The sequence below is a fragment of the bacterium genome (assembly GCA_035559435.1).
Classification (GTDB): Bacteria; Zixibacteria; MSB-5A5; order WJJR01; family WJJR01; genus JACQFV01.
On the sequence record DATMBC010000012.1, the window covers coordinates 15904 to 42359 of the forward strand.

Annotated in this window: 25 protein-coding genes; 9 read left to right on the top strand and 16 right to left on the bottom strand. The window is 64.6% G+C overall.

What is annotated here, in order from left to right; genetic code table 11:
- Window positions 1-88: 88 nt before the first annotated feature.
- The gene (gene cobO / locus VNN55_00765; protein HWO56076.1) at window positions 89-649 is read right to left on the bottom strand and encodes a cob(I)yrinic acid a,c-diamide adenosyltransferase; all 561 of its coding nucleotides are present in this window, start codon (window positions 647-649) and stop codon (window positions 89-91) included.
- 197 nt (window positions 650-846) lie between these two features.
- Here cobO and VNN55_00770 point away from each other — a divergent pair, with 197 nt between their 5' ends.
- Entirely contained in the window at window positions 847-2337 is a 1491-nt protein-coding gene (locus VNN55_00770; protein HWO56077.1) for a hypothetical protein, read from the top strand.
- Window positions 2338-2387: 50 nt separating this feature from the next.
- Window positions 2388-3887 carry a hypothetical protein gene (locus tag VNN55_00775; protein HWO56078.1) on the top strand — a complete coding sequence of 500 codons (1500 nt, stop codon included), beginning with the start codon at window positions 2388-2390 and terminating at the stop codon, window positions 3885-3887.
- A 305-nt stretch (window positions 3888-4192) separates the two neighbouring features.
- Here the strand turns inward: VNN55_00775 and VNN55_00780 are convergent, their stop codons facing one another.
- Window positions 4193-4480, bottom strand: coding sequence for a DUF6504 family protein (locus VNN55_00780; GenBank protein ID HWO56079.1), 288 nt, complete (start codon window positions 4478-4480; stop codon window positions 4193-4195).
- 83 nt (window positions 4481-4563) lie between these two features.
- On the opposite strand from VNN55_00780, the gene VNN55_00785 reads away from it, so the two are divergent.
- Entirely contained in the window at window positions 4564-5271 is a 708-nt protein-coding gene (locus tag VNN55_00785) for a hypothetical protein (GenBank protein HWO56080.1), read from the top strand.
- 94 nt (window positions 5272-5365) lie between these two features.
- On the opposite strand, the gene der is transcribed toward VNN55_00785, so the two are convergent.
- Complete coding sequence (gene der / locus VNN55_00790; protein ID HWO56081.1) at window positions 5366-6694, bottom strand: ribosome biogenesis GTPase Der; 1329 nt, start codon at window positions 6692-6694, stop codon at window positions 5366-5368.
- A gap of 187 nt (window positions 6695-6881) precedes the next feature.
- On the opposite strand from der, the gene VNN55_00795 reads away from it, so the two are divergent.
- The 4 genes from VNN55_00795 (at window position 6882) to VNN55_00810 (ending at window position 12409) form a co-directional block, all read left to right on the top strand.
- Window positions 6882-7157, top strand: coding sequence for a hypothetical protein (locus VNN55_00795; GenBank protein HWO56082.1), 276 nt, complete (start codon window positions 6882-6884; stop codon window positions 7155-7157).
- Window positions 7158-7307: 150 nt separating this feature from the next.
- A complete protein-coding gene (locus VNN55_00800) occupies window positions 7308-7652 on the top strand; it encodes a hypothetical protein (protein ID HWO56083.1) in 345 nt (114 codons plus the stop codon).
- Between the two features lie 133 nt (window positions 7653-7785).
- The gene (locus VNN55_00805; GenBank protein HWO56084.1) at window positions 7786-9300 is read left to right on the top strand and encodes an efflux RND transporter periplasmic adaptor subunit; all 1515 of its coding nucleotides are present in this window, start codon (window positions 7786-7788) and stop codon (window positions 9298-9300) included.
- Window positions 9290-12409 carry an efflux RND transporter permease subunit gene (locus VNN55_00810; protein HWO56085.1) on the top strand — a complete coding sequence of 1040 codons (3120 nt, stop codon included), beginning with the start codon at window positions 9290-9292 and terminating at the stop codon, window positions 12407-12409. Before VNN55_00805 ends, VNN55_00810 begins: the two co-directional genes overlap by 11 nt.
- Here the strand turns inward: VNN55_00810 and VNN55_00815 are convergent.
- Window positions 12301-12804, bottom strand: coding sequence for a hypothetical protein (locus VNN55_00815; protein HWO56086.1), 504 nt, complete (start codon window positions 12802-12804; stop codon window positions 12301-12303). The two genes, VNN55_00810 and VNN55_00815, sit on opposite strands and share 109 nt — an antisense overlap.
- A 633-nt stretch (window positions 12805-13437) precedes the next feature.
- On the opposite strand from VNN55_00815, the gene VNN55_00820 reads away from it, so the two are divergent.
- Window positions 13438-15048, top strand: coding sequence for a DNA methyltransferase (locus tag VNN55_00820; GenBank protein ID HWO56087.1), 1611 nt, complete (start codon window positions 13438-13440; stop codon window positions 15046-15048).
- A gap of 645 nt (window positions 15049-15693) precedes the next feature.
- On the opposite strand, the gene VNN55_00825 is transcribed toward VNN55_00820, so the two are convergent.
- The 12 genes from VNN55_00825 to VNN55_00880 all read right to left on the bottom strand — a co-directional run bounded on the left by VNN55_00825 (window position 15694) and on the right by VNN55_00880 (window position 24781).
- Entirely contained in the window at window positions 15694-16260 is a 567-nt protein-coding gene (locus tag VNN55_00825) for a hypothetical protein (GenBank protein HWO56088.1), read from the bottom strand.
- 242 nt (window positions 16261-16502) lie between these two features.
- Window positions 16503-17642 carry a hypothetical protein gene (locus VNN55_00830; protein ID HWO56089.1) on the bottom strand — a complete coding sequence of 380 codons (1140 nt, stop codon included), beginning with the start codon at window positions 17640-17642 and terminating at the stop codon, window positions 16503-16505.
- 90 nt (window positions 17643-17732) lie between these two features.
- The gene (locus VNN55_00835) at window positions 17733-18317 is read right to left on the bottom strand and encodes a hypothetical protein (protein ID HWO56090.1); all 585 of its coding nucleotides are present in this window, start codon (window positions 18315-18317) and stop codon (window positions 17733-17735) included.
- 36 nt (window positions 18318-18353) lie between these two features.
- Window positions 18354-18641: a hypothetical protein gene (locus VNN55_00840; protein HWO56091.1), complete on the bottom strand. Its 288-nt coding sequence runs from the start codon at window positions 18639-18641 to the stop codon at window positions 18354-18356.
- 16 nt (window positions 18642-18657) lie between these two features.
- Window positions 18658-19032 carry a hypothetical protein gene (locus VNN55_00845; GenBank protein HWO56092.1) on the bottom strand — a complete coding sequence of 125 codons (375 nt, stop codon included), beginning with the start codon at window positions 19030-19032 and terminating at the stop codon, window positions 18658-18660.
- A gap of 30 nt (window positions 19033-19062) precedes the next feature.
- A complete protein-coding gene (locus VNN55_00850; GenBank protein HWO56093.1) occupies window positions 19063-19887 on the bottom strand; it encodes a hypothetical protein in 825 nt (274 codons plus the stop codon).
- 25 nt (window positions 19888-19912) lie between these two features.
- Complete coding sequence (locus tag VNN55_00855; GenBank protein HWO56094.1) at window positions 19913-21367, bottom strand: hypothetical protein; 1455 nt, start codon at window positions 21365-21367, stop codon at window positions 19913-19915.
- Between the two features lie 308 nt (window positions 21368-21675).
- A complete protein-coding gene (locus VNN55_00860) occupies window positions 21676-22779 on the bottom strand; it encodes a hypothetical protein (GenBank protein HWO56095.1) in 1104 nt (367 codons plus the stop codon).
- Window positions 22780-22842: 63 nt separating this feature from the next.
- Window positions 22843-23265 carry a hypothetical protein gene (locus VNN55_00865; protein ID HWO56096.1) on the bottom strand — a complete coding sequence of 141 codons (423 nt, stop codon included), beginning with the start codon at window positions 23263-23265 and terminating at the stop codon, window positions 22843-22845.
- An 11-nt stretch (window positions 23266-23276) separates the two neighbouring features.
- Window positions 23277-23552, bottom strand: a complete 276-nt coding sequence (locus VNN55_00870; protein HWO56097.1) for a hypothetical protein — start codon at window positions 23550-23552, stop codon at window positions 23277-23279.
- Window positions 23553-23735: 183 nt separating this feature from the next.
- Window positions 23736-24002: a hypothetical protein gene (locus VNN55_00875; protein ID HWO56098.1), complete on the bottom strand. Its 267-nt coding sequence runs from the start codon at window positions 24000-24002 to the stop codon at window positions 23736-23738.
- Entirely contained in the window at window positions 23999-24781 is a 783-nt protein-coding gene (locus tag VNN55_00880) for a hypothetical protein (protein HWO56099.1), read from the bottom strand. Before VNN55_00880 ends, VNN55_00875 begins: the two co-directional genes overlap by 4 nt.
- 187 nt (window positions 24782-24968) lie before the next feature.
- Here VNN55_00880 and VNN55_00885 point away from each other — a divergent pair, with 187 nt between their 5' ends.
- Window positions 24969-26390, top strand: coding sequence for a DEAD/DEAH box helicase (locus VNN55_00885; GenBank protein ID HWO56100.1), 1422 nt, complete (start codon window positions 24969-24971; stop codon window positions 26388-26390).
- Window positions 26391-26456: the final 66 nt, after the last annotated feature.

The window sequence follows — 26456 nt, forward strand, 5'->3', positions numbered from 1 at the left end:
GAAAGATGACACAGCCCCCGGCGAGGGCCGGGGGCTGTGCAACGGTTTGCGTGTCGGTATGGGGACGCCCCCATTGGGGCGCGGCGGCTCAGTAATCGACGCCTTTTTGCGCCAGTTCGCCCTTTTGGTAGGGGTGTTTGATCTCGCGCATTTCGGTGACGAGGTCGGCGCGTTCGATCACCTCGGGCGGCGCGCCTCGTCCGGTGAGCACCAGATGGACGTTGGCGGGCTTGGTGTCAATCAGGGCGACCAGATCGGCGCCGGTGAGGAAGCCGAGTTGGCAGGCAACGAAGATTTCATCGAGGATCACGATCTGCCAGTGTCCCGAAGTGATTTCATCCTTCACCTCGGTTAAGGCGGCGAGGGCGGCCTGGCGGTGGACCTCGCGGGGGAGTTTGTCGTCGACGATGCCGACAAATCCCTCCCCTTTCTGGCGCAGTTCGACATAGGGAGACAACAGTTGGAGGCCATCCAGTTCGCCGTAGTGCCAGGAGCCCTTGATGAACTGCCAGATCAAGGTCCGCCAGTTGTAACCGGCGGCGCGTACGGCCATACCGAGGGCGGCGGTGGTCTTCCCCTTGCCGTCGCCGGTGTAGCAGATCACCAGGCCCTTCTGGACGCGGATTTTCGGGGGTGCGGGCGTCGTCATGCCGCAATGATGGCACGGCGCAAGGGGGCATTCAAGGGAATCCGGTCGCGAAGGAGTTGACAACCGGGAATAATCAGCGACTTTATCGGTAGAGAGATACGAGATGTCAAACCCGCCCGGTCCGGGCGGACAATCGAATCAAGCGGTGCGCGACGCCCGCCGGCGTCGCGGTCCGGCCCAGGCCGGAGGGGGATGCCATGAGACGCTGTGTCATCGTGGTGGCGGCGGCGGCGTTGAGCGCCTGCGGCGCGGTGCGTGTGGGCACCGGTGTGCCCGATTCGGTTGATCGGGAACGGATCCTGGCCTCGGCGGCCGGCCCGGCGGACTCGACGTATGTCCGCGAAATGACGGAGTTCATCAAGATCATCGATCCGGAGTACTGGAAAAGCGAGGTGCGCCCCGCGGCCAACGCGGCGGAGTTCCGTGCCCGGATCGAAGAATTCTTCGCGCGCCAGGACCGGCAGACGCGTCCGGACACGCCGCATCGCAACGAGTGGCGCGAGGAGATGGAGCGTCGGATCGCCTACTGCCGGGAGAAGTTGCTCAGCACAATCGACGCGCCGATCCGGGATGTGCGCTGGGAGTTGATTCTGCGGCTGGGGATTCCGAGTTATATGGTCAGAGCCATCGATACGGCCGTCATTGATACCTATATCCTCGAATGGGATAATCGTGGCATTACTCTGACATGCAGCTCGCTCAACGGTGGCGGCCCTCCGGTCATGCTCAACCGCTATGACGGTGACGACATGATCTCTGCAATCGGAACGACGCAGAATTGCCTCGGCGGCCAGTGCGGACAGAGCGCGTCAGCCCTCGCGGCATCGACGATCGGCTATCAACGACTCGTGGCCGAGGAACTGCAGAAACCACCCGCGTTCGTTCCCTTCCCTGGCCTCAAGCAGATCATCCACTCCAACGTCGCGCCCTTGGTCTTCCCAAATGCGGATGGGACATCGGACCTGTGGATCGCCACGCTGACGCGCGGGGATCAGTTCAGCGATTCGACGTTGGCGCGCGACCGTCTGGGTCTTGAGTTGATTGTTTACGACCGGGAACAGCGGCTGATCGGGCAGGACAGTTGCACGATCGGCGGACTGGCGCAACTGCAGACGCTTGCGGAGCGTGAGGCGGTCGCCATACCGGGGTATGTCGGGCTGAGGGGATTGGCGCCGGGACCGTATGAGTTTGTCCTGTCGCTGCGGGGCGGTGGGCCGGACAATATGGGTGTCTATCGCGACACGGTGACCATTCCGACACGGCGCGCGTTGCGTGGGGCCAGCGACGTGGTGGTGGCGTTTCCGCCAGGGGCGGTGCAGGGCGGCGGCATTCCGCGGCATGGACGGCTGATCCACGCCAACCCCTCGGGACGGTTCGCCCCGCGCGACTCGCTGGCATTGTATGTGGAGTTCCCGCTGGCGGAGATTCCCGACAGCGCCTACCGGGTCACGGTCAGTCTGATCCCGCAGGGGAATCCGTTGTTCAGCGGCCGCGTGTCGCGACGGGAACGTGTCCTGCAATCGGCGATCTACCCGCGCGAGGCATTGGACGGCGCATTCCAGGGGGATGTCCGTCTGGCAGATGTGCCAAGCGGGCGGTACTTCCTCTCGGTGCAGGTGGCATCGCGCTGGGAGGACCCAACCGGCGAAAAACCGGTGATGGCCTGGACGGAGATCGAAGTGAAGTGAAGTGACGGCGACGGCATCATCCCCGACGGAGTACCGGGAGGGATCGCGACATGGAATGTGGCGGTCAGGCCAATAGACGAATAATTACGGCGTTGACGCTGGCGGCAATCGCGATATACAGCGTCGCGGCGGCGGATGAACCGGTGCGGCGGTGGTTGCCGCGCGATCTGGTCGATGCCGCCGATTCGGCCCGCTTTACGGAGTTGTCGTATGTGGCGCAGATGATCGACAGCGGCTGGTGGTCGCTGTACCTGCAGGCGCCGCACACCCGCCAGTCGTTTCTCTCCCTGATTCAGCGGCATCAGGCGGACCATCCCGAAGATTGGGCGCGCGCGCAGGCAGGGCTGGCCTGGGGACGCGACAGCGCCCATTGCGGCGAGCCGCCGTGGGATCCGTACGGTGACGTCCGTTGGCCCTTCTTGCTGCGTTATGGGCCGCCCAGCTCCTGGTGGGAGACCTGGGCTGTGACACCGACGTATTATCACCGCGACACGACACGCACGTGGTATTACTGGTGGTCGGCCGCCGACCGCGGAGCCGCTTTTCAGGCCCCGCGCGGAGACTCGATTCCACGGGCAGCGCTGGTGCCCGATCGACGGAAATCAGAAATCTGGCTGCGCATCGACCCGGTGATCGAGCTGGTGTCATTTCCCAATCGCGACTCCACCGACGATGTCTGGATCGCGGTGGGAGTCAACGGAAGCGATCTCAACCGGGAGAGCATCGCCGCCAAGACGTTGGAGATCGAGTACACGGTTCGCGATGACCAGGGCCACACGATCCGTCACGAGCAACAGCGTTATGGGCTGGGGCTGACAGGCGTGGTGTTGTCGGTGGTCGGCAATCACCGTAATGTGCGGGTGCCGATCCATCTGTGCGTACCCGGTTTGAAACCCGGACATTACGAACTCGATTTGACGGTGCGCGGCCACCGGCACAACCGCGGCAGCGTATCGCTGGATTTTACCGTGCCCTCGCCTTTGGCTTCGCGCGGGATGAGCGACCTGTTGCTGGCGTATACCCGCGGCCCGCGCGGGTTCGATCTGGCGCCCGGGGTCCAGCGCGGCGGACGCAATCTGTACATTGACACGGAGCCGGTGTACGCCGTCGGCGACACGGTTTTCCCCTATGTCGAGATTGCGTTTCCCGAGGGGGACGATTGGTCGTACGCGGTGAGCGTTTATCTGCGGCCGGTGCGTGCGGTCAAGGGCACGCTGGTCCGGACCGGACGCCCGGTGGTTGTGGCCGACAGCGCCGAGACGCCGTTGGCGCGCTGGGCGGGCATCGACATCCGCCGCGAACTGACGGTGCTGGGCATCGATGAGCCGGCGCGTCCGCACAGCGTGACCCTGCTGGCGGCGCGGGTCTACCGCGGCGGCGGGTCGGATTGTGTCTTTGAGTCGGAATTCGTCATCAACGAAAATGTCAAAAGCGGGGAGTACTGGCTGACGGTCGAGATCGAGGGCGCCAACCCGCAGGGACGGCATCTGTGGCGTGCGGCGCAGAAACAGATTGTGATTGGGCGGTCGTGGCGTAATCGAGGGTTGTAGCCGTCTGTCGGCCGTGTCTTGGTATCGTTGCGATCTCTACTGGCGAATGCGTGGGCGTGTCTCTTAGAGCCAAGGGACGAAGCGATGTCGAAGGCCGGGTGTCTCCCCTGACGCCCCTTTTAGGACCACTTATCTACAAGTGTTTCCGCTTTTGTGCTGGCAATTGCCGCAAGTCAATTCCTGATCGCCCCTTAGCGTGTCCCAATTCGCGGAAACGACAGGGGAGTCGTGACGATCCGGAGACGCTTAACACTGCCGCTGCCAGAGGCCGCCGGTGGTCCGTGGCGCCATGCGACATCACCGATTTAGTCAAGGATTTGATACAGGAACCACTCCCCTTCGGCGCTGGACGGCGGGCGGTCGAGGTAGATTTCGCAGATGTCGCCGTTGTCGAGCTTGACGCGGAAGTAGTTCCGGTGGCGGCGGGTGCGCCAGTTCTTCTGGGTGGCCGCCGGCGAGAAACCCCAGTCGAACCAGGCGGCGATCACCTCGGTCACGCCATGCCGCTGTCCGCGCCAGACCAGCGCGACCGGCTGCTTGACGGTCCCTTCAGTTTCGACGTCGATCCTCTCCCCGACAAAGCGCGGTGACATGGCCGCTCCGAATCGCCGCTTGCCCGATCTGCCGACACGCGGCATGTTACGCGGCAGATCCCGTCCAAGATGCGGAGATGACGATGGCCAGACAACTGCTGCTTCTCCCCCTGTGCGCGGCGCTGTGGCATTGCGGCAGCGCCTCCGAGGCGCCGGTCTCGCGTCACACGTCGCCCTCCGGACGGATCGGGATCGCGATCCAGATGATCGCCGATGTCAAAGCGGATGATCCGCTCAACGAGGCGCAAATCGCCTTCATCCGCTACGCCATTGTCTTTGAGGATTCGCTGGGGCAGCCGCTGGCCACCACCACCTTCGATGATGTCTATGGCCTGGAAGGCGAGACGCTGGATCCGGTGAACCTCGTGCGCTGGATGGTCTGGTCGCCGGGGGAGGATTTTGTCCTGTTGCCGCCGGAGAGCTGGATGACGGCGCCGGGGACGGTGGCCGTGAAGGCGGTGAATCTCAACCCGAAGTTTCCCTGGTCGACCGCCGAGGTGGCCATCGACAACCGCTTTTGGATCGACTCGCTGCGGGTGATCGGCGATGACATTTCCGATTGCGCCTACTCGGTGGTGATGTTCGATGGACGCACCGGCCAGACGCGGCTGATCAAGGCCGGCGAAAGTCCGGTCGGCTACCAGATTGAACAGATCATGGACAAGTCGATCCTCATCCGTTCACTGCCCGACAACTGCGCCGATGAGCAATTTCGCGCCGCGTTTGTGCCGGAGTGTTGGAAGTTTTCACTCGAGCTTTTCGCGGTGACAAAGGTGGAGTGTCGGCCCTGAGCCGGAGCGCGTTGCAAGTCGGGACGTCGCGCGCGCATGTGGCCCCTCACCCCGGCCCTCTCCCCCTCCCGAGAGCGGGGAGCAGCGGATCGCCTCAGTCGCGCGGGCTTTTGCTGCGCCACCAGAGACGAATGGGCGCGCCAGTGAAGCCGTAGCGTTCGCGGATGCGGTTGACGACGAAGCGTTGGTAGGATTCGCCGATCAACTTCGGGTGGTTGCAGAAGACGATGAAGGTCGGCGGGGTCGCTTCTGTCTGGGTGATGTAGTTGATCTTGATGTGCTTGCCCTGCACGGCCGGTGGCGGCTTGTCGCGCATGTCGTTGAGGACGGTCTCATTGAGCTCGGCAGTCGGGATGCGCTTGCGGTTTTCGGCGAGCACCTCGCGGGCCATGTCAAGAATCTTGACGGCGCGTTGGCCGGTGAGCACGGAGATGAAGACCACCGGCGCCCAGGCGAAGGAGCGGGCGCGTATGCGCAGGTCATGCACATACTGCCCGGCGGTGGACTCATCCTTTTCGATCAGATCCCACTTGTTGATGACGAAGAAGAGCGCCTTGCCGGCCAGGGCGGCGGCCTCGGCGATCTTAAGGTCCTGAGTGCCCAGTTGTTGGGAAGCGTCGATCAGAACACAGACGACGTCGGCGCGCTGGACCGCCTTGACGCTGCGCAGGGTGGTGTAGAACTCGAGCGACTGATGGACGCGGCTGGCGCGTCGTAGGCCGGCGGTGTCGATGAGCGTGAAACGAACGCCCTCGTACTCCAGAACCGAGTCAACCGAGTCGCGGGTGGTGCCGGCGCGGGCGGAGACGATCATCCGTTCCTCGCCCAAGAGACGATTGACCAGCGAGGACTTGCCGACGTTGGGGCGACCGACAATCGCCAGCGCGATCGACTCGATCTCTTCGGGCTCTTCGGCCGGTTCCTCCGGCGGCAGGATGGCGACCAGCCGTTCGAGCAGATCGCCGGCGGCACGCCCGTGCAAAGCGGAGATGCCCAGCGGCTCCAGCGGGCCGAGGCGGCTGAAGTCATAGATGTCGGCATCCTGTTTGGGGCCGTCGATCTTGTTGACCGCGAGAATCGCCGGCTTGCCGGAACGCAGGAGCATGCGTGCGATCGCCTCATCGTCCTGGTGGATGCCGACTTTGCCGTCGACCAGGAAGATCACCGCATCGGCTTCCTCGATGGCGATCTGCGCCTGCGAGGCGATTTCGCGCTGCATCTCATCATCCGATTGCATGACGAGGCCGCCGGTGTCGACGAGTGCGAAGCGGCGGCCATCGCACTCGGTTTCGGCGTAGAGACGGTCGCGGGTGACGCCGGGGGTCGGATCGACCACCGCCAGGCGCCGTCCGACCAGACGGTTGAACAGCGTCGATTTGCCCACGTTGGGGCGTCCGATGATGCAGACAATGGGCAGGCGCATGAGGTCTCGATCCGAATCGAGCAGGGCAATATACGCACCAAACCTGATCCCATCAGGTGTTGGATTGAAACCATCTTTCTTCTCCTGCCGCCCCAGTCGGCGCTGATCGTCACTTGACCAGTTACTTTAATGTTCTGTCGTAACAACTTGTGCCGTATGCGATTGCGTTAGTGTTCAACGGCGCGACATGCTGGGCAAGTCCTTTGCGATGCTTGGGGGAGTAGGCACGCTGACGAAGCGCAACGAAGCGGAGAAGGAGGCGGATGTCATGAAGCGCGGCTGGAGAATGGCAGGAGTGTTCGCGGTGGTGATCGTGCTCATGAGTTTGTTTGTCATGGGGTGCGGCGATGCGCCGACCGGGCCGATTACCGCCGGTGATGATGGCATCTATGTGCCGCCGGATCATGCGGGCGGCGGCCCGAATGTGAACCTCGATACGAAGGGCTCAAACAATCAGCAGTAGGCCTACGGATGGCTGCCTGTGGGTTGCGGACCACGCGGCCCTGAGTGACACACCGCCTCGGCGCTTCGGCGCCGGGGCGGTGCTGTGTTGTCCGACTTGAGTTATTCTCTCCGGTATACTATCGTTGGGTCCGTGAAGCCCGCCACCGCCATGAAGCGATTGACCGGTGCGATTTCGACCGTTGTGTTGCTGGCGGTCTGGGTCCTCGGGATTCCGGCGCACATCGCCGAGGCGCATGCCGAGCATCCCTCATCGCCGGCAACGTTGGCGGCCGAGTCGCCCGCGCACGATCATGATCACGCCGCGGGCGACCATGACTACCGGGCCTGGCGCGGTATGCGCGGGCCGCTGCACCTGGCGCCGGCGCAGTATTTCGCGGTGTTGCCGCCGCCCGAAGCGCGCTCGCTTCTCATTGCGGTGAGAGCGGAGAATCCCCGGCCGCTGTGCGACACCGGTCCGCCGCTTCTCCGCTCGCCTCCCCTGTATCCCCTGTAATCCCCTGATCATTTCATCAGAGTGAGTCTCTGTCTCCGCCCCTGGCGGCGGCACGGACCGCATCGCAGCGCCTGCGCTCTCCCTGGGAGCGCGGGGCAACCGCCATCCCGGTGATGGCTGCAAGGAGATGACTGTGCGGGCAGTCTTTCGAACATTGATCGTTGTCCTGGGACTCCTGGCCGTGTCATGCGCGCATGAACACGACGAAGCCGACGGCGGGCATGCGCACGGCGGCGAGGCGGCCGAGACCGAAAACTGGGCGGTGACCGCCTGGGGCGAGCACTTCGAGATCTTCGCCGAAGCCGAACCGCTGGTGGTCGGCGCGGTGTCACGATCGCACACGCATGTGACGATCCTCGATGGCTTCCAGCCGCTGGTGGAGGGACGTGTCGCGGCGATCCTGCGGTCCGCCGGCGGGACCGAGGAGGTCTTTGTGCGCGAGGAGGCGTTGCGCGCGGGGATCTTCTCCATCGACATCGCTCCCTCCGTGGCGGGCGAGTATGATTTGTTCTTTCGTGTCCAGACCGCCGCACGCGACGAATTGATTCCATCGGGCCGTGTGAGTGTGGGCACGGCGGCATCACCGGGCGGGCTGGTGGAGCCGCCGCCGGGACCATCGAGCGACGGCGCGGGCGGCTCGGCGCCGGTGGGATTCCTCAAAGAACAGCAATGGAAGACATCCTTTGCGACGGCATGGACCGGGCACGGCGCGATACGCCGCACGGTGATCGGCGCGGGGCGTCTGCGCCCGGCGGCGGGCGGGGATGTGGTGGTCTCATCGCCGGTCAACGGCGTGGTGGACAGCGACTGGCGCGGGTATCCGGGCCTGCGTGTGCGCGCCGGGGAACCGCTTCTGCGTCTGCGTCCCCGCGCCAGCGCCGAACAGTCAATCTCGGAATTGCGCAGCGAGCTGGCGCTGGCGCGTCTGCAACTGGAACGCGCGGAGAAACTACGGGCCACCGGCGCGGTGAGCGAGGCGGATGTCGAGCCGCTGCGCGCGCGGGTGGCGGCGCTGGAGCCCTTGGTGGAATCCTCGGCGGCGGAGGAGATTTTGGTCGCCTCTCCCCTTTCGGGCGCGGTCGCCGAGGTGTGGGTGACGGCGGGCGCGGCGGTGGACGCCGGCGACTCGCTTCTGCGTGTGGTGAAGACCGCTCCGGTCTGGCTGGAAGCGGCGTTGCCGCCGGCGGGCGCGGCGGCGGTCAGCGCCGGGGTCACCGGGCTGCATCTGCGTCTGCCGGGCGAGGCGGAGCCGTTGTCATTTGTGGGTGATGCGCTGCGACTGGTCGCGCTGTCGCCGGCGGTCGATCCGGCCACCGGCACGGTGACCGCGCTTCTTGAGATCGTCCCGGTGGATGAGCGGCTGCGTCTGGGCGCGGCGGTGGAGGCGGCGATCGCGGTGGCCGCGCGCGACAGCGGCGTGGTCATCCCCGCGGCGGCGCTGGTCGACGACGGCGGCACGACGGTGGTCTACTGCCAGATTGAAGGGGAAGCGTTCACGCGTCACGAGGTGCATGTGCGGGGACGCGAGGGAACCTGGGCGCTGGTCGAGGGAATCGCGCCGGGGATGCGTTTGGTCACTCGCGGCGGCGCGATGATCCGGCGGGCATCGCTTTTGTCCTCCGGAGGAATCGAGGGCCATGTCCATTAGCGGAGACCAGGGACGGGAGACGGGGCGCGGGTTGCTCAATCGCCTGATCGCCTTGTCGTTGCGGCACCGCGCGCTGGCGCTGCTGGGGGCGGGCTTGGCGCTCTTGGCCGGCTCGCTGTGGATTCTCGAAACACCGGTCGATGTTTTCCCCGATCTGACCGCGCCGTCGGTGACGGTGATCACCGAAGGACAGGGGTATGGGCCGGAAGAGATCGAGGCGCTGGTCACCTTTCCGCTGGAGTCGGCGCTGAACGGCGCGCCGGGAGTGAGACGGGTCCGTTCGGTGTCGGCCGACGGGATCTCGGTCATCTGGGTGGAGTTCGCCTGGGGCGAGGATGTCTACCGGGCGCGTCAGGTGGTGGCCGAACGGGTGCAGCGGGCCTCGCTGCCCGAGGAGCTGGAGCCGCCGCAACTGGGGCCCATCAGTTCGATCATGGGCGAGATCACCTTCATCGCGCTGACCGCCTCCTCGGACTCCGTGTCGCCTTTGGCCCTGCGCCTGATCGCCGAGACCACGGTGCGTCGCGGGCTCCTGGCGATTCCGGGCATCTCGCAGGTGACGCCGATCGGCGGCGATGTCCGCGAGTTCCAAATCGAGTTGGAGCCGGCGCGGATGATCCAGCACGGTCTGGGCGTCGAGGAGGTGGCGCATGCGCTGGAGGAGGCCTCGGCGCACCCGGCGGCGGGGTTCCACATCGACCAGGGGCAGGAGTATCTGGTGCGCGGATTGGCGCGGGCGCGGCATGTCGACGATCTGGCGGCGGCGGTGGTGCGTGTGCGCGACGGCGTGCCGTTGCGGGTGGGCGACCTGGGCACGGTGCGCGAGGGCGCCGAACCCAAGCGCGGCACCGCCTCATACCGGGCGCGTCCGGCCGTCATCCTCAGCGTGCAGAAACAACCCGGCGCCAACACGCTGACGCTGACGCGGGCAATCGATGAGACGCTGGCCGCCTTGGCGCGGTCGCTGCCTGAAGGTGTGGTGATCGAGAAGGAGAACTTCCGCCAGGCGGACTTCATCACCGTGGCGATTCACAATGTCCTGGTGGCGATGCGTGACGGCGCCATCCTGGTGGTCGGGGTGTTGCTTTTGTTTTTGGGCAATCTGCGCAGCACGCTGATTTCGGCGGTGGCACTGCCGTTGTCGCTGGTGGCGGGGATGCTGACGTTGGCGTGGTTCGGTCTGTCGATCAACACCATGACGCTGGGCGGCCTGACGATCGCGATCGGGGCGCTGGTGGATGACGCCATCATCGATGTCGAGAATGTCGTGCGGCGTCTGCGCGAGAACCGGACGCTGCCGGAGACGGCGCGTCGCGGGGCGATCGAGGTGATCTACGCCGCCTCCTCCGAGGTCCGGGGCGCGATCTTCTTTGCGACGTTGATCATCGGGTTGGTCTTTGTCCCGCTGTTCTTCCTGCCGGGGATGGAGGGGCGGCTGTTGCGGCCTCTGGGGATTGCCTATGTCACGGCGCTGGCGGCCTCGCTGGTGGTCTCGCTTACGGTGACGCCGGTGCTCTGCTACTATCTGCTGCGCGACGCCAAGTCGCTGGGCAAGGATGAACCGCCGCTGATGCGCGGCCTGAAGCGATTGTATGCGCGCACCCTGGATGTGGCGCTGCGGCGGCGTGGCTGGGTCATCGGGGCGACCGTCGCCATGCTGGCGGCGGCGCTGGCGCTGGTCCCGTCGCTGGGCCGCAGCTTCCTGCCGCCGTTCAACGAGGGGTCGCTTACGGTGGCCATTGTCAGCGTGCCGGGGATCACGCTGGCGGAAAGCGATGCGATCGGCCAGCAGATCGAGTCGGCCCTGCTGGGATTCCCGGAGGTGGTTTCGACCAGCCGTCGGACGGGACGGGCCGAAAAGGACGAACATGTGCAGGGTGTGAACGCCTCGGAAATGGAAGTGGTCCTGCGACCCGGCCGCCGCAAGGAGGAACTGCTGGCGGCGATGCGGGCGGCGGTGGCCACGATCCCCGGGGCGAATGTGAGTTTCGGCCAGCCGATCAGCCACCGGATCGATCACATGATCTCGGGCAGCAAATCGAACCTCGCGGTGAAAATCTTCGGGCCGGACCTGTCGGTCCTGCGCGGATTGGCGGCGCAGGCCGAGGCGACGCTCGCCGGAATTCCCGGCCTTGTCGATTTAAGCAACACCGAGCAGGCCAGCATCCCGCGTCTGATGATCGCCTACGACCGCGCGGCGATGGCGCGTCACGGGCTGTCGGCGGCGGATTTGTCGCAGACCATCGAGGCCCTCTATCAGGGGACCGAGGCGGGCGAGATTGTCGAGGATGGAATCGCCTCGCGGGTGGTGGTGCGTTATCCGGAGCGGTTGCGCGCCGAGCGCGAGCGGCTGGGGGACTTGCCGGTGGTCACACCCGCGGGGCACACGATCCGTCTGGCGGATGTGGCACGGGTGCAATTCGACTTGGGCCCCAGTCTGGTGCGGCGCGAGAATGTCCAGCGGGTCGCGATGCTGACCGCCAACATCGAGGGAGCGGATCTCGCCGGAACGGTCGAGCGGGCGCGTGCCGCCATCGACGCGGACATCGCCCTGCCGCCGGGATATCACATCCGGTTCGGCGGCCAGTTCGAGGAAGCGGCCAAAAGCGTGCGCAACCTCTTGGCGCTGGCGGCGCTCATCCTGGTGGCCATCTATGCGATTCTCTACCGGGCCTTCGGCCATCATCGGCACACGCTCATTGTGCTGGTCAATCTGCCACTGGCGTTGATTGGCGGGATCGTCGCGGTGGCGATGGGGGCCCAGACGTTGAGCGTGGCGACGCTGGTCGGATTCATCACGCTCTTTGGCATCGCAACGCGCAACGGCGTGCTGTTGGTCACACACTACCAGCACCTGATGCGCGACGAGGGCATGGCGTTGGCCGAGGCGGTGCGGACCGGATCGCTGCAGCGGCTGGGGCCGGTGTTCATGACGGCGTTGTCGGCCGGGCTGGCACTGATTCCATTGGTGATCGCCGGCGGCCAGCCCGGCAACGAGATTCAAAGCCCGATGGGGCAGGTGATTTTGGGCGGGCTGTTGACATCGACGTTTTTGAACATGGTGCTGGTGCCGGTGCTGTTCGTTCGCTGGGGCGGGGTAAAGTCGTAGCCGCGGTGTCTGCGAGGCCTCTGGTCGCCGGCTTCCAGATGAAAGTGCGGCGCGCGCCGATTATACGGCGGTCCTTCGATGACGAAATCCCACCCCTCCCCCCGGCTTTGCCAGAGCGATTTCATCGATGCGGCATACCGGTCGAATCCACGCCGTCGGATGTCGATCGCGCGGCAGGGTCTGGCCAGGTGGAGCGATGCCGGATGGCCGCCGAGGCGGGCATTCTCAGCATCCGTGCGGGCGATGCAGGTGATGACCAGCGGTGGGGCGCCCAGCTCATGGACACACGCTGCGCTGAATCGGATGAATGCCTCGCGCAGAGGCGGCCAGAGGAGCAGCCAGTCGGAGGCGAGACGGTCGGCGATGTCGGGTTTGAACAGGTAGGTGGGTCGCATGATCCAAAACGCTATCGAACCGTGCCGGTCCGACATGGGACCGCTTGCACTGCACGACAGCTGACAGAATCAGCTCGGAGGGTGATTGCGCTCACGAAGGGCACGCACCGTTGTATGCATGCCAGCGAGAGCGGAGAGTGCAGAAAACGCACCCACCCTACCGGGACAACAGGGCGCGTTGCATCGAGTGGCCCACGACGGCGCCATCGGGATTGACGGGAAGGCGGTTGCGCCGTGTGGCGCAGCAGCATACCGGCGGGCGGGCACGAAATGACCCGGACGGCCCCCCGTCGGTACGAGGGGCCGCCCTTGGTAGTGCCACGCGTGCAGGTGGCAGTTCAGGTCCGATTCTTCCCCGCTCCCTGCCGCGCGCTTTCAGGATAGGCAGGGGGTGTGACAGAACCTGTCAGTGGAAATTCGCGAAATCCAAAAAAAAACGCCCCGGTCCGGGGGAATCGGGCCGGGGCGGCGGAGTCGATGCAGCACTATCTCCATCCGAAGTTGTGCGGCAAAGCGAAGGAACAAGGACTTGATTGGGAGGCCTCAAATCGGCCAATGCTAAACTGATCGCCGGCACCGAAATCGTGCTTGACGAATTTGCCTGCGAGGGGCTGTTTTTGTCGGAGAGGCGACATGGCAGACGGCAACACACTCTATTACGGCGATAATCTCGAAATTCTGCGCCGCTACATCGCTGACGAATCGGTGGATCTGATCTATCTCGACCCACCTTTCAACAGTGCGCAGGATTACAACGTGTTGTTCAAGGAACAGGACGGTTCTCGAGCGGCGTCCCAGATCAAAGCGTTTGAGGATACGTGGCGCTGGGATGAAGCGGCGGCCTTGGCGTTTCAAGAGACTGTGGAGCGCGGAGGGCAGGTGTCCCGGGCTCTGTTGGGATTCCGATCGTTTCTCGGCGATACGGACATGCTCGCGTATCTGTCGATGATGGCCCCGCGATTGGTCGAATTGCGGCGAGTGCTCAAGCCAACGGGGAGCATCTATATGCATTGTGATCCTACAGCCAGCCATTATCTCAAGATGCTCATGGATTCTATCTTCGGACCGGACCAATTCCTAAACGAGATTATCTGGCAGCGGTCTACGCCGAAGGGACATGCATTCACTCGATACGCGAGCTCCCATGATGTTCTGTTGTTCTATGCTCGGGACAAATCCGCGACACGCTGGAATCCATCGTTTCTCCCGCACAACGAGAAGTACCTCGAGAGTCATTACAATCGTATCGACACCGACAACGGTAGGCGGTACCGTCTCGACAACTGCCTGAATCCAAATCCGAATCGCCCAAACCTAACCTATGAGTGGAACGGGCTGACGCGCGTATGGCGCTGGACAAAGGAGAGAATGCAGCGCTTGCATGATGAAGGACGGCTCGTTTATTCAAAGTCGGGAATGCCCCAGTACAAGCGCTATCTGGACGAAATGACGGGCACTCCCGTTACAAGTGTCTGGACCGACATCCCCCCGATCAATTCTCAAGCTGCTGAACGACTCGGCTACCCCACCCAAAAGCCGGAAGCGCTCTTAGAGCGAATCCTGTCGGCGAGCTGTAACGAGGGCGATACCGTGCTCGATCCGTTTTGCGGATGCGGGACAACAATCGCCGCCGCTCAGAAGCTCAAGCGGCGCTGGATCGGCATAGACATCACTCACTTGGCGATTACTCTGATCCGGCATCGGTTGCATGATTCATTCGGGGATTCGGTCCAGTACAAGGTCATCGGAGAGCCAGTTTCGGTCGCGGATGCTCAAGCGCTCGCCGTGGCGGACCGCTTCCAATTCCAATGGTGGGCACTTGGTCTGGTGGACGCCAGGCCCATCGAGCAGAAGAGGGGCGCGGATCAGGGGATCGATGGTCGCCTCTACTTCCACGATGAAGGTCCGAAAGGCACGACGAAGCAGATCATTCTGTCTGTGAAGAGCGGTGGGGTTTCGGTCAAAGATGTTCGCGACCTTCGGGGAGTCATTGACCGCGAGAAGGCCGCAATCGGCGTCCTCATCACTCTTGAGGATTCGACCAAGCCGATGCGTTCTGAAGCGGCGAGCGCGGGATTCTACAATTCGCCGTGGGGAACAAAGCATCCTGTCTTGCAGATCCTGACAATCGAGGAGCTGCTAGACGGAAAAGGCATCGACTACCCACACCACACAAACAAGACCTTCAAGCAGGCGCCGCGAAAGAAGACCGGGGATAAGAGCAAGCAGGGGGAAATGCTGTAGCACCAAAGGGCGCACAAAGTGATTCGATTTTGTGAGAATGTGATTGCGATGACGAGCGGGACTTTGTAGGTAGGCCCGTGTTACCGCCAGAATACCCTGGCGGGGACCCAAGGGGGTGAAGCACTTGAGCGCATTCTTCCAAGCGCTCTTTTTGCCGTCCCACGGTAGTGCCTACGTGAGTAGACACGTAGCGTGACTCGAAAAGGGCTGTGAGTTGGGACGGATCAGAAACGGGCACGCGAACGACAAGTTCATGGCGGATGACTGCCCGGGGGGCAGTCGCGTACCGAACCATGTGCGTAGCGTTTTGGTGTCTACCGAATCTACGGCCCCCATCTACTTGGGGGTTGGTCAAAGTCTGGAGGGGAGTCTGAGTCGCGGGTAAGGATCGTTTAGAGGCAATGATAAAGGTTCGCGAATGCGAATCGGCCCCGCGCTGCTTGCCGTTTCTACCGACTCCCCACCAACTCTATTCATGAGAATTCAGGAGGAATCGTGGTATGTCAGAAACTAGAGATCAAGCCTCGCCACCGTCACCGCCGCCGCCTCCGTCGCCACCACCTCCGCCACCTCCACCAGCACCCGTACAGGGGATACAAGGTCAGTTGGTGACGGAGGCCTTTGTGCCCCCGGCTCGGTCAAAAATCACTTAAGTGACCATGCGAGCGGGAAGGCCAGCAACACCCAGATAGCTGCGGCATACAGCAGCCAGTACGCACGCCGGACGGCAGCTCCTGTGCTATGAGTGTCTTCGGCACGGGCATGTGCAGACTCGGAGATCGCCGCTGCGACCTTGCCCATGACCTCATTTGACGCATAGTCAGGTCCGTATGCTTTTGCTATCCGGTCAATGTCGATGATGTCGGGTAGTGCTGGCCGCTTCCTTGGTGTCTGTGCCCGTAGCGCGAGGGCGCCCGACACCGCAGCAAGCGCCATTCCAATCCACAGCACCAGAATAAGGTGACTCGTGTTATGATCTGGCAGCTGAGTCATCGCGGCCGCGAGGATTGAAATGACTGCGACGGCATAGCCGGCGGCACGATCGGCTTTTGACCAGACGTTCGTTTGGGCTTCACGGGCTATCGAGTGACACTTCAATGCGTGCTCATAAATCCATCGATACTCAATGTCCTTCGATGGTATGAATTCCTCATTGAAATTATGAAGGTCTTCCAATGAATGTACGCCGGCTCTCGGTGAATTCTTCGGCATCCCCAATACCCTCCGCAACAGACTCATTTGCCTCCATGGCCGTTCCGTAAGACTTACGTTGCAACCCGTCTTAGTGCGGGATTTTTCAGGGCGTGTGGCCTTGGGTGTGACGCTGCGCCGAGCTGCTCTTGCGCCCAGATCGACCAAGCAGCAAGCCAGGGTACGCTCGCTCCCCGCAAAGGAATTACCAACCCTGTCACCAGCCACCCTGCTTCGCTAGAGCTACGCAGGGCAGACGCCTCTCACCAAGTCAGAAGCCAGGTGGTGGTGTTGGGGACGGTGATCTTGCGGCGGAGGATCGCGCCGTTGGTGTAGCGGATCTCGAATTCGTAGCGGGTGGCGTCCGGTGTCAGAAGCTCGCTGGGATACAGATCGAGGTACCAATAGCCGAGCGAATCGGTGGTGGTGCGGCGTTCGTAGGGGGAGATGATGATGCCCTGGTACCGGAGGGGCGTTTCGGCGATGCGGGCGCGGACTTCGGCGCCGGCGATCTGCCCGGAGGAGAGATCCTGCACCCAGCCATAGACACGGCACAATGACGCGGTCGCCGGTGTCCCGGGGTCGAGATTATATCCCAAGATCAGCAGAGTGTCCGGTGACGCGCCGGCGGTTGTCGTAAGCGACGTGATGGGCCACACATAGCCGACGAGCGCCGGCACGGCGACGTAGGCGGTCGCCGCGTTCACCGCAAAGACAATTCGTCCCGGCGGCAGGGCTCTCCCCTGCGCGAGATTGGCGCTTTGCCCGGCATCCTTAAGCGAGACGAGAACGTCGGGGATTGTGTCATCGACGCCCGATGTGTCAATCAGATACACGACCAGCGACTTTGTCCCGGCGCCCAGCCCGACATCGCCGAGGCGCGCCAGCGAATTCCCCTCGCTCCAGCGCAACGAACGCAGGACCGAGTCGCGCTGGCTGTCGCTCCAGTTGGAGTTGAAGTACTGGTCATCGAGGTAGTCGGTGAAATCGGCGGTGGTGTAGAGCGTGAAGGCGCCATGCCAGGCGGTCTCGAGGTCGGCGCCGGTGTTGTCCTGCACGGTCAGCACATAGCGATAGATACCGTTGGTGCCGGCGCCATCGAGGTTGGCGACGGCGTCACGGAAGGTGTAGGCCTCGCCGCGATCAAAGTCCTCCCAGTCGGCGGCGGTGATCCGGGCGTTGCTGTGGGCCATCGAGTCGCGGTGGCAGAGCGCGCCCGACGGCCCAAAGACCAGCAGGTAGATCGAATCCCCGGCCGCCAGCGCCACCGGCCGTCCGAGGGAGTCGAGACATTGGAAGGTGATGGCAAGCGAGTCCTGCGCGGCTGTGCCTGCGTTGTTGAGGATGACGGCGTGAGCGGGCAAGGCGGGAAGAAGCAGCAGCAGTGTTAACAGTATGCGCATGGCGTTCGGTTCTCGATTCGCAATCCATCGCAGGGGCGGGTCTGAGATCCGGCCCGGTTTTCTGGTCCCGAGGATGAACGTGCGCGGGACTCAGCGCGGGGTGGCGATGAGACGACGGCGCGGGGGCGGGCCGAGGGTTGGTGTGTAGGTGACATAGATCGACATGCGGAAACTAGCGGCGCCGGAGGAGGGATTGAGCGTAACGGGGACGCCGGATTCGTAATTGGCATTCTTCGACACCAGCGTTGCGCCGCCGGAACTGACGCCGACACGCGCCAAACCGGCGCCGGTGGCGCCGGCGGTGTCGGCGAAGATGGCGATCAGGTAGGTGGTGTTGGCATTGATGGCGGGCTTGGGATCGGCGAAGGCGAAGCCCTGCCAAATGAAGGCGGCGTTGGCGGCGAAGCGGCGTTCGACGCTGACCCCGCCTGCGACCAGCACGGTGTCGGAGCCGGCGATCGTGTAGAGCGCGGCGCGCGCCTTGCAGGAGTCGAGGTTGAACTTCAGGTAGGCGGTGATCGAATCGCAGCGGCCGGATTGCGACGGCGTGCCGGCAACCGCGGCGACCACATCTTTGACGGTGAAGTTGGTGCTGTAGGCGGTCGGATCGCCGAAAGTGACCGCCGTGGCGGTGGCGGTGAAGGCCAGGAAGGCGATGATCAGGCGGGGCAGCATGGCAATGGTGTGAGAGGATGGAAAACCATTCGCGGCTCAGCGTGCGTCTTCTTCCCTGTCCGACGGGGCGACGGGCGCGGATGTGTCGCGCGCAAGTTCCTCGCGGCGCATCTCATCGATCAGCCGCCAGAAGGTGGCTTCGGCATCGACGGTCGGCTGGAGTTTGGCGCGGAATTCGAGCAGACGGACAAAGTCGGCGAGTTTGACATTCAACTCGGCGCCTTCCAGTTCCTGCTCGCAGCGTTCGATCAACCGTTCGATGGCGGCCAGGTCGCGCGCGATCGAGCGCGGGGCGATTGCGGAGTCATCGAGATGGATGCGCATGCGGAAAGCGAAAGGGTCAGTCGCGGGCCTCGATGATCCAGAGGTCGACCAGGGCGAGCTCGGCGGTGCCGGCGGTCTTGGCGATGCGGAAGCCCGACGGTGTCGGCGGGGCGGACAGCGCGACCGGGATGGCGTTGCGGAGAATCGGAATCACCACCGGCGCGGCGATGGTGGCCGGCAGCGGGTTGCCGCGATGATCGACCAGCGACGCGAAGGCCACCTCCTGCGGCGTCCCGGCCACCGCAAACTGATAGAAGACGACGCGGCGTCCGGTTCCTTCGGTTTCGGCGCCGAGCGCGGCGATGGTGTCGGTGTGCAACTGGCCATGCACCGCCAGGTCGCGCACCAGCCAGGCGCGACGGGCGTTGAGGAGGGTGAAGGTGGAGTTCATGGGGCAAGGGGACGGATGGGCCGATGGGGCTTATCCGCGTTGAAGCGGTGCGCGGGCGGCGACGGGGGCGGCGTAGCGAGAGAGGAACGTGCGCGCGGAGCGATCGTATTGGGCGGCGATCTCCAGCCACAGTTGCGCGGCGGCGCGTGCGGCCGGCGCGCCGGTGCTCGCATCCGCCAGCACGGCCGCGGCGCGCATGCGCGCCAATTGCGCCACCGCCAGGTGCGTGGCGCCGACCACCACCCCGGGCGCGGGAGCGTCATGGTAGACCGGCGCGACAATCTGCAGGGCCAGCTCCCCCGATTCAGCGATGGCCTGATCGATGATGGTGTCGGAGACGGCGCCGAGGGCGACGGTGTAATCGACCAGCACCTCCTGGCCATCGGCGATCGCGCCATCGGCGCGGCGTGTCAATTCGCCGCGCGCCGTGTCGACGGTATAGTCCTCTCCCTCGCTGTAGAGATGATAGTGGAGATACCAGACGGCGACGGTCTGGCCGGCGGCGATCGCGCCATTAACCAGACGGCGGATCCGTCCGCCGGGCGCGTCGACGATGTAATCGACATTCTCGCTGAACCACCGGCCGAGCGAACTGTCGGCGGCGATCAGCACGGTGCCTGGGATCAATTGGGCATGACTGAGGATGGCCCAACCGGCATCGAGCGTTCGCCATTCGAGCGTCGGGGCGAAGTCGCGCGGGGCCTTGACGATCACCGAGCCAGTCGCCAGGCCGGCATGCGGGAACGCCGCGGGGATGTCGCCGCTGAGCACCACCGGGACGGCGCGGATCGGGACTTCGCCGAGGCTGGCGAAAGTGAGATGAGCGCGTACGAGATCGCGGGAGGTGAAGGACATGGGAATCTCTGTGCGTGGCGCGGTATCAGATGGAGACCGCGGTCAGTTCGGTCACGGCGGTGATCTGTGTGCCGATTGGGACAGTGGCGTAAGGTGAGCCGCACAGCGCACGCAGCCAGAACTGATGCGCGCCTTGGAGCGTGTGTTTCTGCCAATCGGCGGGGATGGCGAGGGTGTCGCTGAAGAGACGCACCCCGGCATTGGCGGAGTCGAAATGATACGGGCCGGAGGCGGGGACAAATTCGCTCCACGAGGCGCCGTTCCAGTACGCCCAGGTCACCGTGCCGCCTGCGCCGCTTTGCGAGAGGATGACGCGAACGAAATCGAAGCGATCGGCGGCGCCCAGGTAGAGCGCATCGCCCGCCGCCGCCAGCAATGCGCCGGAGGCCGGGTGAACGATATCGGCAACGGAGCTCGACGCGGCGGCCGCGGTCAGGTCGGCGAAGGGTATGGGGGCGTCGGAATCAAAACAGAAGACGGCGGCGAAGGCCGGCTGTTCGCTTAAGACCGGCTCGGGCGCCACAAATGCGTTGCCGCTGCGGTGGGTGGCATAGAGTCGGTTCTGATCGGCGCCGACGTTGCGCAGGAAGAAGGCGTAGGGCAACAAGTCAAGATAGCGAAGGATGGGCGCGACGGCGGGTTGAGCGGCGACGGTCTGCAAGGCGCCCCAGGTTGCACCATCGTACTCCTTCAGAACCAATTGCCCCTCGGCGGCAAAGAGCGCGCCGAGCCGTCCATCGGCGGCGACCGCGCCGGTGATGTCGGCGCCGAGACCGGAGCCGGTGTAGAGCAGATCGGCCGGATCCCAGAGTGTGGCATCGAGCGTGATGCGGCGATGACGCGCCTCGGTTCCGTTCACCGTATAGAGGCAATGCAGATGAGTCGGACGCGGCGCAAGATGTGGGAAGACGGCGCTGACGGTGCCGGACAGATCGGTTCCCGGATCGGCCGTGCCCGCGCCCCAGGTGGCGCCGTCATCGCTTGAGGACTTCACCCGCAGCGAGATGGCGCCGGCATCATCGCGCGCCCAGGCAATCCAGAGACGATTGTAAGCATCAAGTGTGATGGACGGCTGACGATTGGCCGACGACGCCGAATCGAAGACCGTGACCGGGGTCTGCGGCGCCCAGGCGCCATTCAGATGCGCGAGACGGACCACACGCAGCGCGGCGGTTCCGGATTGTGTGTAGGCGACGGTGACATGGCCATCACGATCGATCACCGCATCGAAGGGCAGGTCATCCGATTCGGTGAGAAAGTCGACCGGGTCGGTCCAAGCGGTATGCGGCGGATCGGACCAGCACAGGGCCAGATTGGACGGTGTGCGCGCAAACAGCGCGAGGAGCCGTCCGGCATACGCGCCGTGGGCGAGACGGAAGATCCGTTTCTGCGTCGGCAGACCGGCGGGGAATTGGGCGGTGGAGGTGTCGAGGAGGATGTGCATGAGCGATGGGATTGCGGAGTGTGCGGGTGCCCTCACCCGCTCTGCTCCGCAGAGCGACCTCCCCCAGAGGGGGAGGTGAACGTCCTATTCAGAAGAACCGGATGCTCTTGGGGAGGGTGAGCCCCGAAGGTGGCGAGCCGCGCGCGGCGTGGGGCGCGAGAAGAGCAGGCCCAGCACCTCCGGGCTTCGCCCTCCCCGAGAGCGAATGTCAATGTGATGTAAGCAGAAAAGGCGGCGGGCGGGGCCCGCCCTGCAGGTTAGTTCAACATGGACGGAAAAGAGTTCGCCTCTGCCTGAGGGAGAGGCCGCCTCACGCCGATGGGCGTGAGGCGGGTGAGGGGTCGCTACGGCCAGACGGTGTCGAGGGCTTTGGCGGCGTCGGGAATGACCTTGGCGTAGGCGACCGATTCGGAGATCACCGCCTCCTCGAAGCGCTGCTCGATAATCTTGTCGTATTCGACGGTGAGCGGCTGGGTGATGACCTCCTCGGCGGCAAAGCGGCGATCGATGCCGATGACCAGATCGGCGGGGACTTCATCGGAGCGCACCAGCGAGGCGCCGATCGGGCTGACCAGTTCGCCGGTGCTCTGAAACCGGAACCCGGCGTTGGCGTCCTTGAATTCATCCATGGTGAGGATGGCGGCCAGCTTCGCCTTACCGCAGATCAGCGTGTTCATCTCGAACGGATGCAGTTCCGACCAGAAGGCGACGAGGTCATCGTAGGTGAAGGCGCCGGAGACGGCGGTGTTGATCACGTCGGCCGGATTGTCGTTGCCGTCGCCGTTGAGCAGGACATCGACCAGCAATCCGAGTTTGTCGACCTGCATGCGGTAGCCAATGTACCAGAGCAGCACCTTGAACTGCGGCATGGTGCGGTGACGCAGGGCCTTGTACGAGGCCTTGAGCGCCAGGCCATAGTCGGGAATGTCGATCGAGTTGACCCGTTCGGTGACCACCACCGCCGGGACATGGGCGCCATCGCCGGTCGGACGCAGCGACCATTTCGGATCGGTGACGGCGGCATCGACATCGAAGGGGGTGTAGCGGCTGGCGGTGATGCGCGAGGTGGCGCCGACCAGGCCGGCCAGCTCGGGCCGCATCGCCATGCCGGCGCGGATTTCGCGCATCATGAATTCGGGCAAAAGCGCCGGCGCGCCGCGATGGAACAGCTCGACGGTGACCGGGTTGGATCCACCGACACGCAGTCCGCGCGCGGCCAGTTGCCGTTCGAAGGCATCCAGCGGGCTGTCGGCGGGGCTGGGGTCGAAGTCGGGGGACTCGAGCAGCTCGGAGAGGGTCAGGCCGCGCGACTCGGCTTCAAGGTAGGTGTCGCGGGTGATGGACAGTTGACGGGCGCGTCGCAGATCGACGGGGCCACCGGACGGATCGGCGGATGCGCGCGCCAGCAGGTCGGCGGGTGGATCGGAGAGAAGTTTATCGAGGTCCATGGGGTCCTTGGGGCGGCGCAAGCGGCTGAAAGCCCCTTGCGCGCGTGGAGAGTGTGTTGAGGATCAATTCAGCAGGATGATGCAATCGGTGGCGCCGTTGACGGCCAGCACGGTGCCGCGGGCGGTGGTGCCGCCGGCGGGATCGTTGCCGGTGAGACCGGGCGCCTGCTTGACCGTGGCGTTGGCGGCGCAGACGACGCGCTCGCCGACCGACGGAAACGGCGCACCGATGGGCAGTCGGCAGACGCCGGCGATCTGCACGGTCGCGAGACGGCGTCCGGTGTCGCGGTCTTCGTGCCTCAGGTCGATGAGTTTGCCGATCAGCACGGCGTTGTCGCCGCCGGGGCCGACTTCATTGGAGTCGGTGAGCGTGACCGCGCGGCCGATGTGGGAGTCATCGAGGTCATCGACGCCGGCGGTCTGCTTGACTTTGAAGGTGGCGTAGAGTTCGCCGATCGAGTCGAGGTTGTGATCGCGGATGGGCATGGGGGTTCCTCTCAGCGGGTACGGAATTCATGGTTGGCGGTGACCGTCGGCCCGCCGGGGATGGGGAGCCGTGCCGCGCGCGGCCGGGCGGCGGCATCGAGCGCGCGGTCGACCCGTTCGGCCAGGGCCCAGAGCGCGGCGGCGTCATTGCCGCAAGTATCCAGTTCCTGGTCGATAGCCTCCGGGTCGGGCGGGCCGCCCTGGAGGCGTTGCAGGGCGATGAAGCGGCGACGGATGCGTTCGGAAAGGCGGGAGCGGATGATCTCCCAGTTGGTGTCGGCGGGCATGTGGTCCTTTCGGGGGAAACAAAGATTGCTTCGTCCCGCCAAGAGCGCGGGACTCGCAATGACGGATGACGCGGAGTGGTGCGTGGGGGCTTGAACAAAGATTCCAAGCCGGCAAAGAGCGCCGGCCTGGAATGACGGAGTGTGGCATGATCGGCGTTGCGAGGTGGAGACCGGCCATCGCTGTCAGCGCGACTCGAGGAGAGTCTCGATGCGGGTCAAGCGGTTGTCGAGGGCGGCGCGCAGTTCGAGAAGGTCGGTCTGGCGCGCGATGTCGGTGCGCAGGAGCGTTTCGATGGTGACCAGGCGGCGGTCGATCTGCTCGACGGTGGCGCGGTCGGCTTTTTCGCTGACGGTCAGACGGATGCCATAGACGGTGGTGTAGTACGCGGCCAGCGCGCCGGCGACGATTAGCACGATCGATGCCAGCGGCTTGATCCAGTTGTTGTTCATTGTGCCTCCCATTGCGGCGGGGGCCCATGGCCGCGCCGGAGTTGCGGACGCGGCCATGGGGTGTGACGGGCGGGACAGTGGTAGGCAGACAGAGCGCGGGAGGTTGAGGGGGACACCCGGAGAAGGGTGGGAAGGTCGGAGTTAATGGCCGCGTCCCGGTCGGAGAAGAGCGGATAATGAACGATTCGTGTGCCGGGCGTCGCGCCGCGGTAGACCAGCGAGGTTTCGAGCACCCGCTGGATGCCGCGGTACTCGTAGTGGGCGACGACGCCGTCGTAGGCGCGTCCGGGGATGTGCTCGCAGGCGCGGATGTCTTGCCCGCAGAGAGCGCAGCGGGGGTGTTCGAAGACAAACCCGATCGAGCCCTCCTTGACGATGCCGGCGTCGATGTCGCAGGCGAGTTGGTCGTGGAGCGGCCCCTCGCCGCGCCGCCAGTAGAACCAGGATTCGACCCAGGCGCGCTTACCATCGTCAACACAACGGGCGGCGAAATTGCGCGCCACCGGCAGACGGCGATGGTCATGGCCGATCAGGACGGGCGAATCGACCAGCAGTTCGCAGAGACGGGCATGCTCATCGCGCGGGAAGCAGCCGCCGAGATCGTTGATGCCATCGGAGACGACGCGCAGGGCGCGGATGTGCAACAGATCGAGCGAGAGAGGCGTCGGCGGCTGGATGCGCTCGTTGATCAGGGCGGCGAGACGTTCGCGCGCGGTGTCAGCGGCCAGCGACACGCCGCCGGTGGCCGCGGCCAGTTGGCCGTACAGGAGTGACTTCATAATCGGATGACAATCGCCTCTACCCTACCCGGCGGCGTGACCGGCACCCCCGGAATGGGGGCGGTCGACGGTGGACGGCAGGAACGCAGAGATAAGGGGAGGAATCGGCGGAGGTTTTCCGTATACTTACTGGTCTGTCCGCGGCGCACATGGTGTGCGGCCGGAGGAGACAGCACTGTGAGGCTTATTGATTTCGAAGACCGGGGCCGCGGCCGCCCCTGACACGGCCGCCAAAACCATCGACGTATCCGGGGATTTCGCCTCGTTTGGATTGCATCCCGACTTGCTGCGCGGGGTCGCCGACCTGGGGTTTCGCACCGCGACGCCGATTCAGCGCGACGCCATCCCGCCGGCGCTGGAGGGACGCGATGTCCTGGCCTGCGCGATGACCGGGTCGGGGAAGACGGCCGCTTTTGTCCTGCCGATTCTGCACCAACTGCTGGGGAAGCGTCGCCGCACCACACGCGCGCTGATCCTCACGCCGACCCGCGAACTGGCGGCGCAGATTGCCGAACATCTGGAACTTCTGGCGACCCACACGCCGCTGTCGAGCGCGGCGGTCTTCGGCGGGGTCGGCATGGGACCGCAGGAGCACGCGTTCCGTGTGGGCGTCGATGTGATCGTGGCCACGCCGGGACGTCTTCTGGATCACTTTCAGTATCCGTACGCGAAGCTGGCCGGGCTGGAGATTCTCGTGCTCGACGAGGCCGACCGGATGCTGGACATGGGCTTTCTGCCCGACATCCGGCGGGTGCTGGACCATCTGCCGCCGCGCAAGCAGACATTGTTCTTCTCGGCGACGCTGCCGCCGCCGATCGTCGAGTTGGCGCGCGAGATGCTGAAGAATCCGGTGGCGATCAACATCGACCGCAAGTCGGCGCCGGCGACCGGGATCGCGCAGGCGGTCTATCCGGTGCGCCGCGATTTGAAGTCTCCCCTGCTTCTGGAACTGATCCGTCAGGGCTCGATCAAGAGCGCGCTGGTGTTCACCCGGACCAAGCACCGTGCCAACCGTCTGGCGGAGTACCTGCAGAAGCACGGAGTTCGTTGCGAACGCATTCACGGCAACCGCAGCCAGAACCAGCGCACCGAAGCGCTGGAGGGATTCAAGAAAGGGAAATTCCCGGTGCTGGTGGCCACCGACATCGCGGCGCGCGGAATCGACGTCGAGGCGCTGTCGCATGTGGTCAACTTTGATGTGCCGGAGATGCCGGAAAGCTACATCCACCGGGTGGGACGAACCGCGCGGGCTGCGATGACCGGGGATGCGTTGACGTTTGTCGCGCCGGAGGAGGAGTCCGACCTGCGCGCGATTGAGAAGGCGGTCGGACAGAGGCTGCCGCGGCTGACGCTGGCGGGGTTCGACTACAACGCCAAGGCGCCGGAAAAGCTGGAAATCCCGCTGCACGAGCGGATTGCGGCGATCAAGACACGCAAGGCGGCGGAGCGGGAACGCTCGCGGGCCAAGGAAAAACGGCGTGTGCCCGCGGCCCCGGTGTCAAAACCGGCGGCGCCGGCGAAACCAAAACCGGCCGGCGGCGGTTATGGACGCCGTACGAGCAAACCGGCCGGACGGCGCGGTCCGGGCAAACCACGGCGCGCCGCTTAAGCCCCCATTGAACGATCGCACTTTGACTGGAGCACGCTGCTGTCCCGTGTAGACACCTTCGCCGAC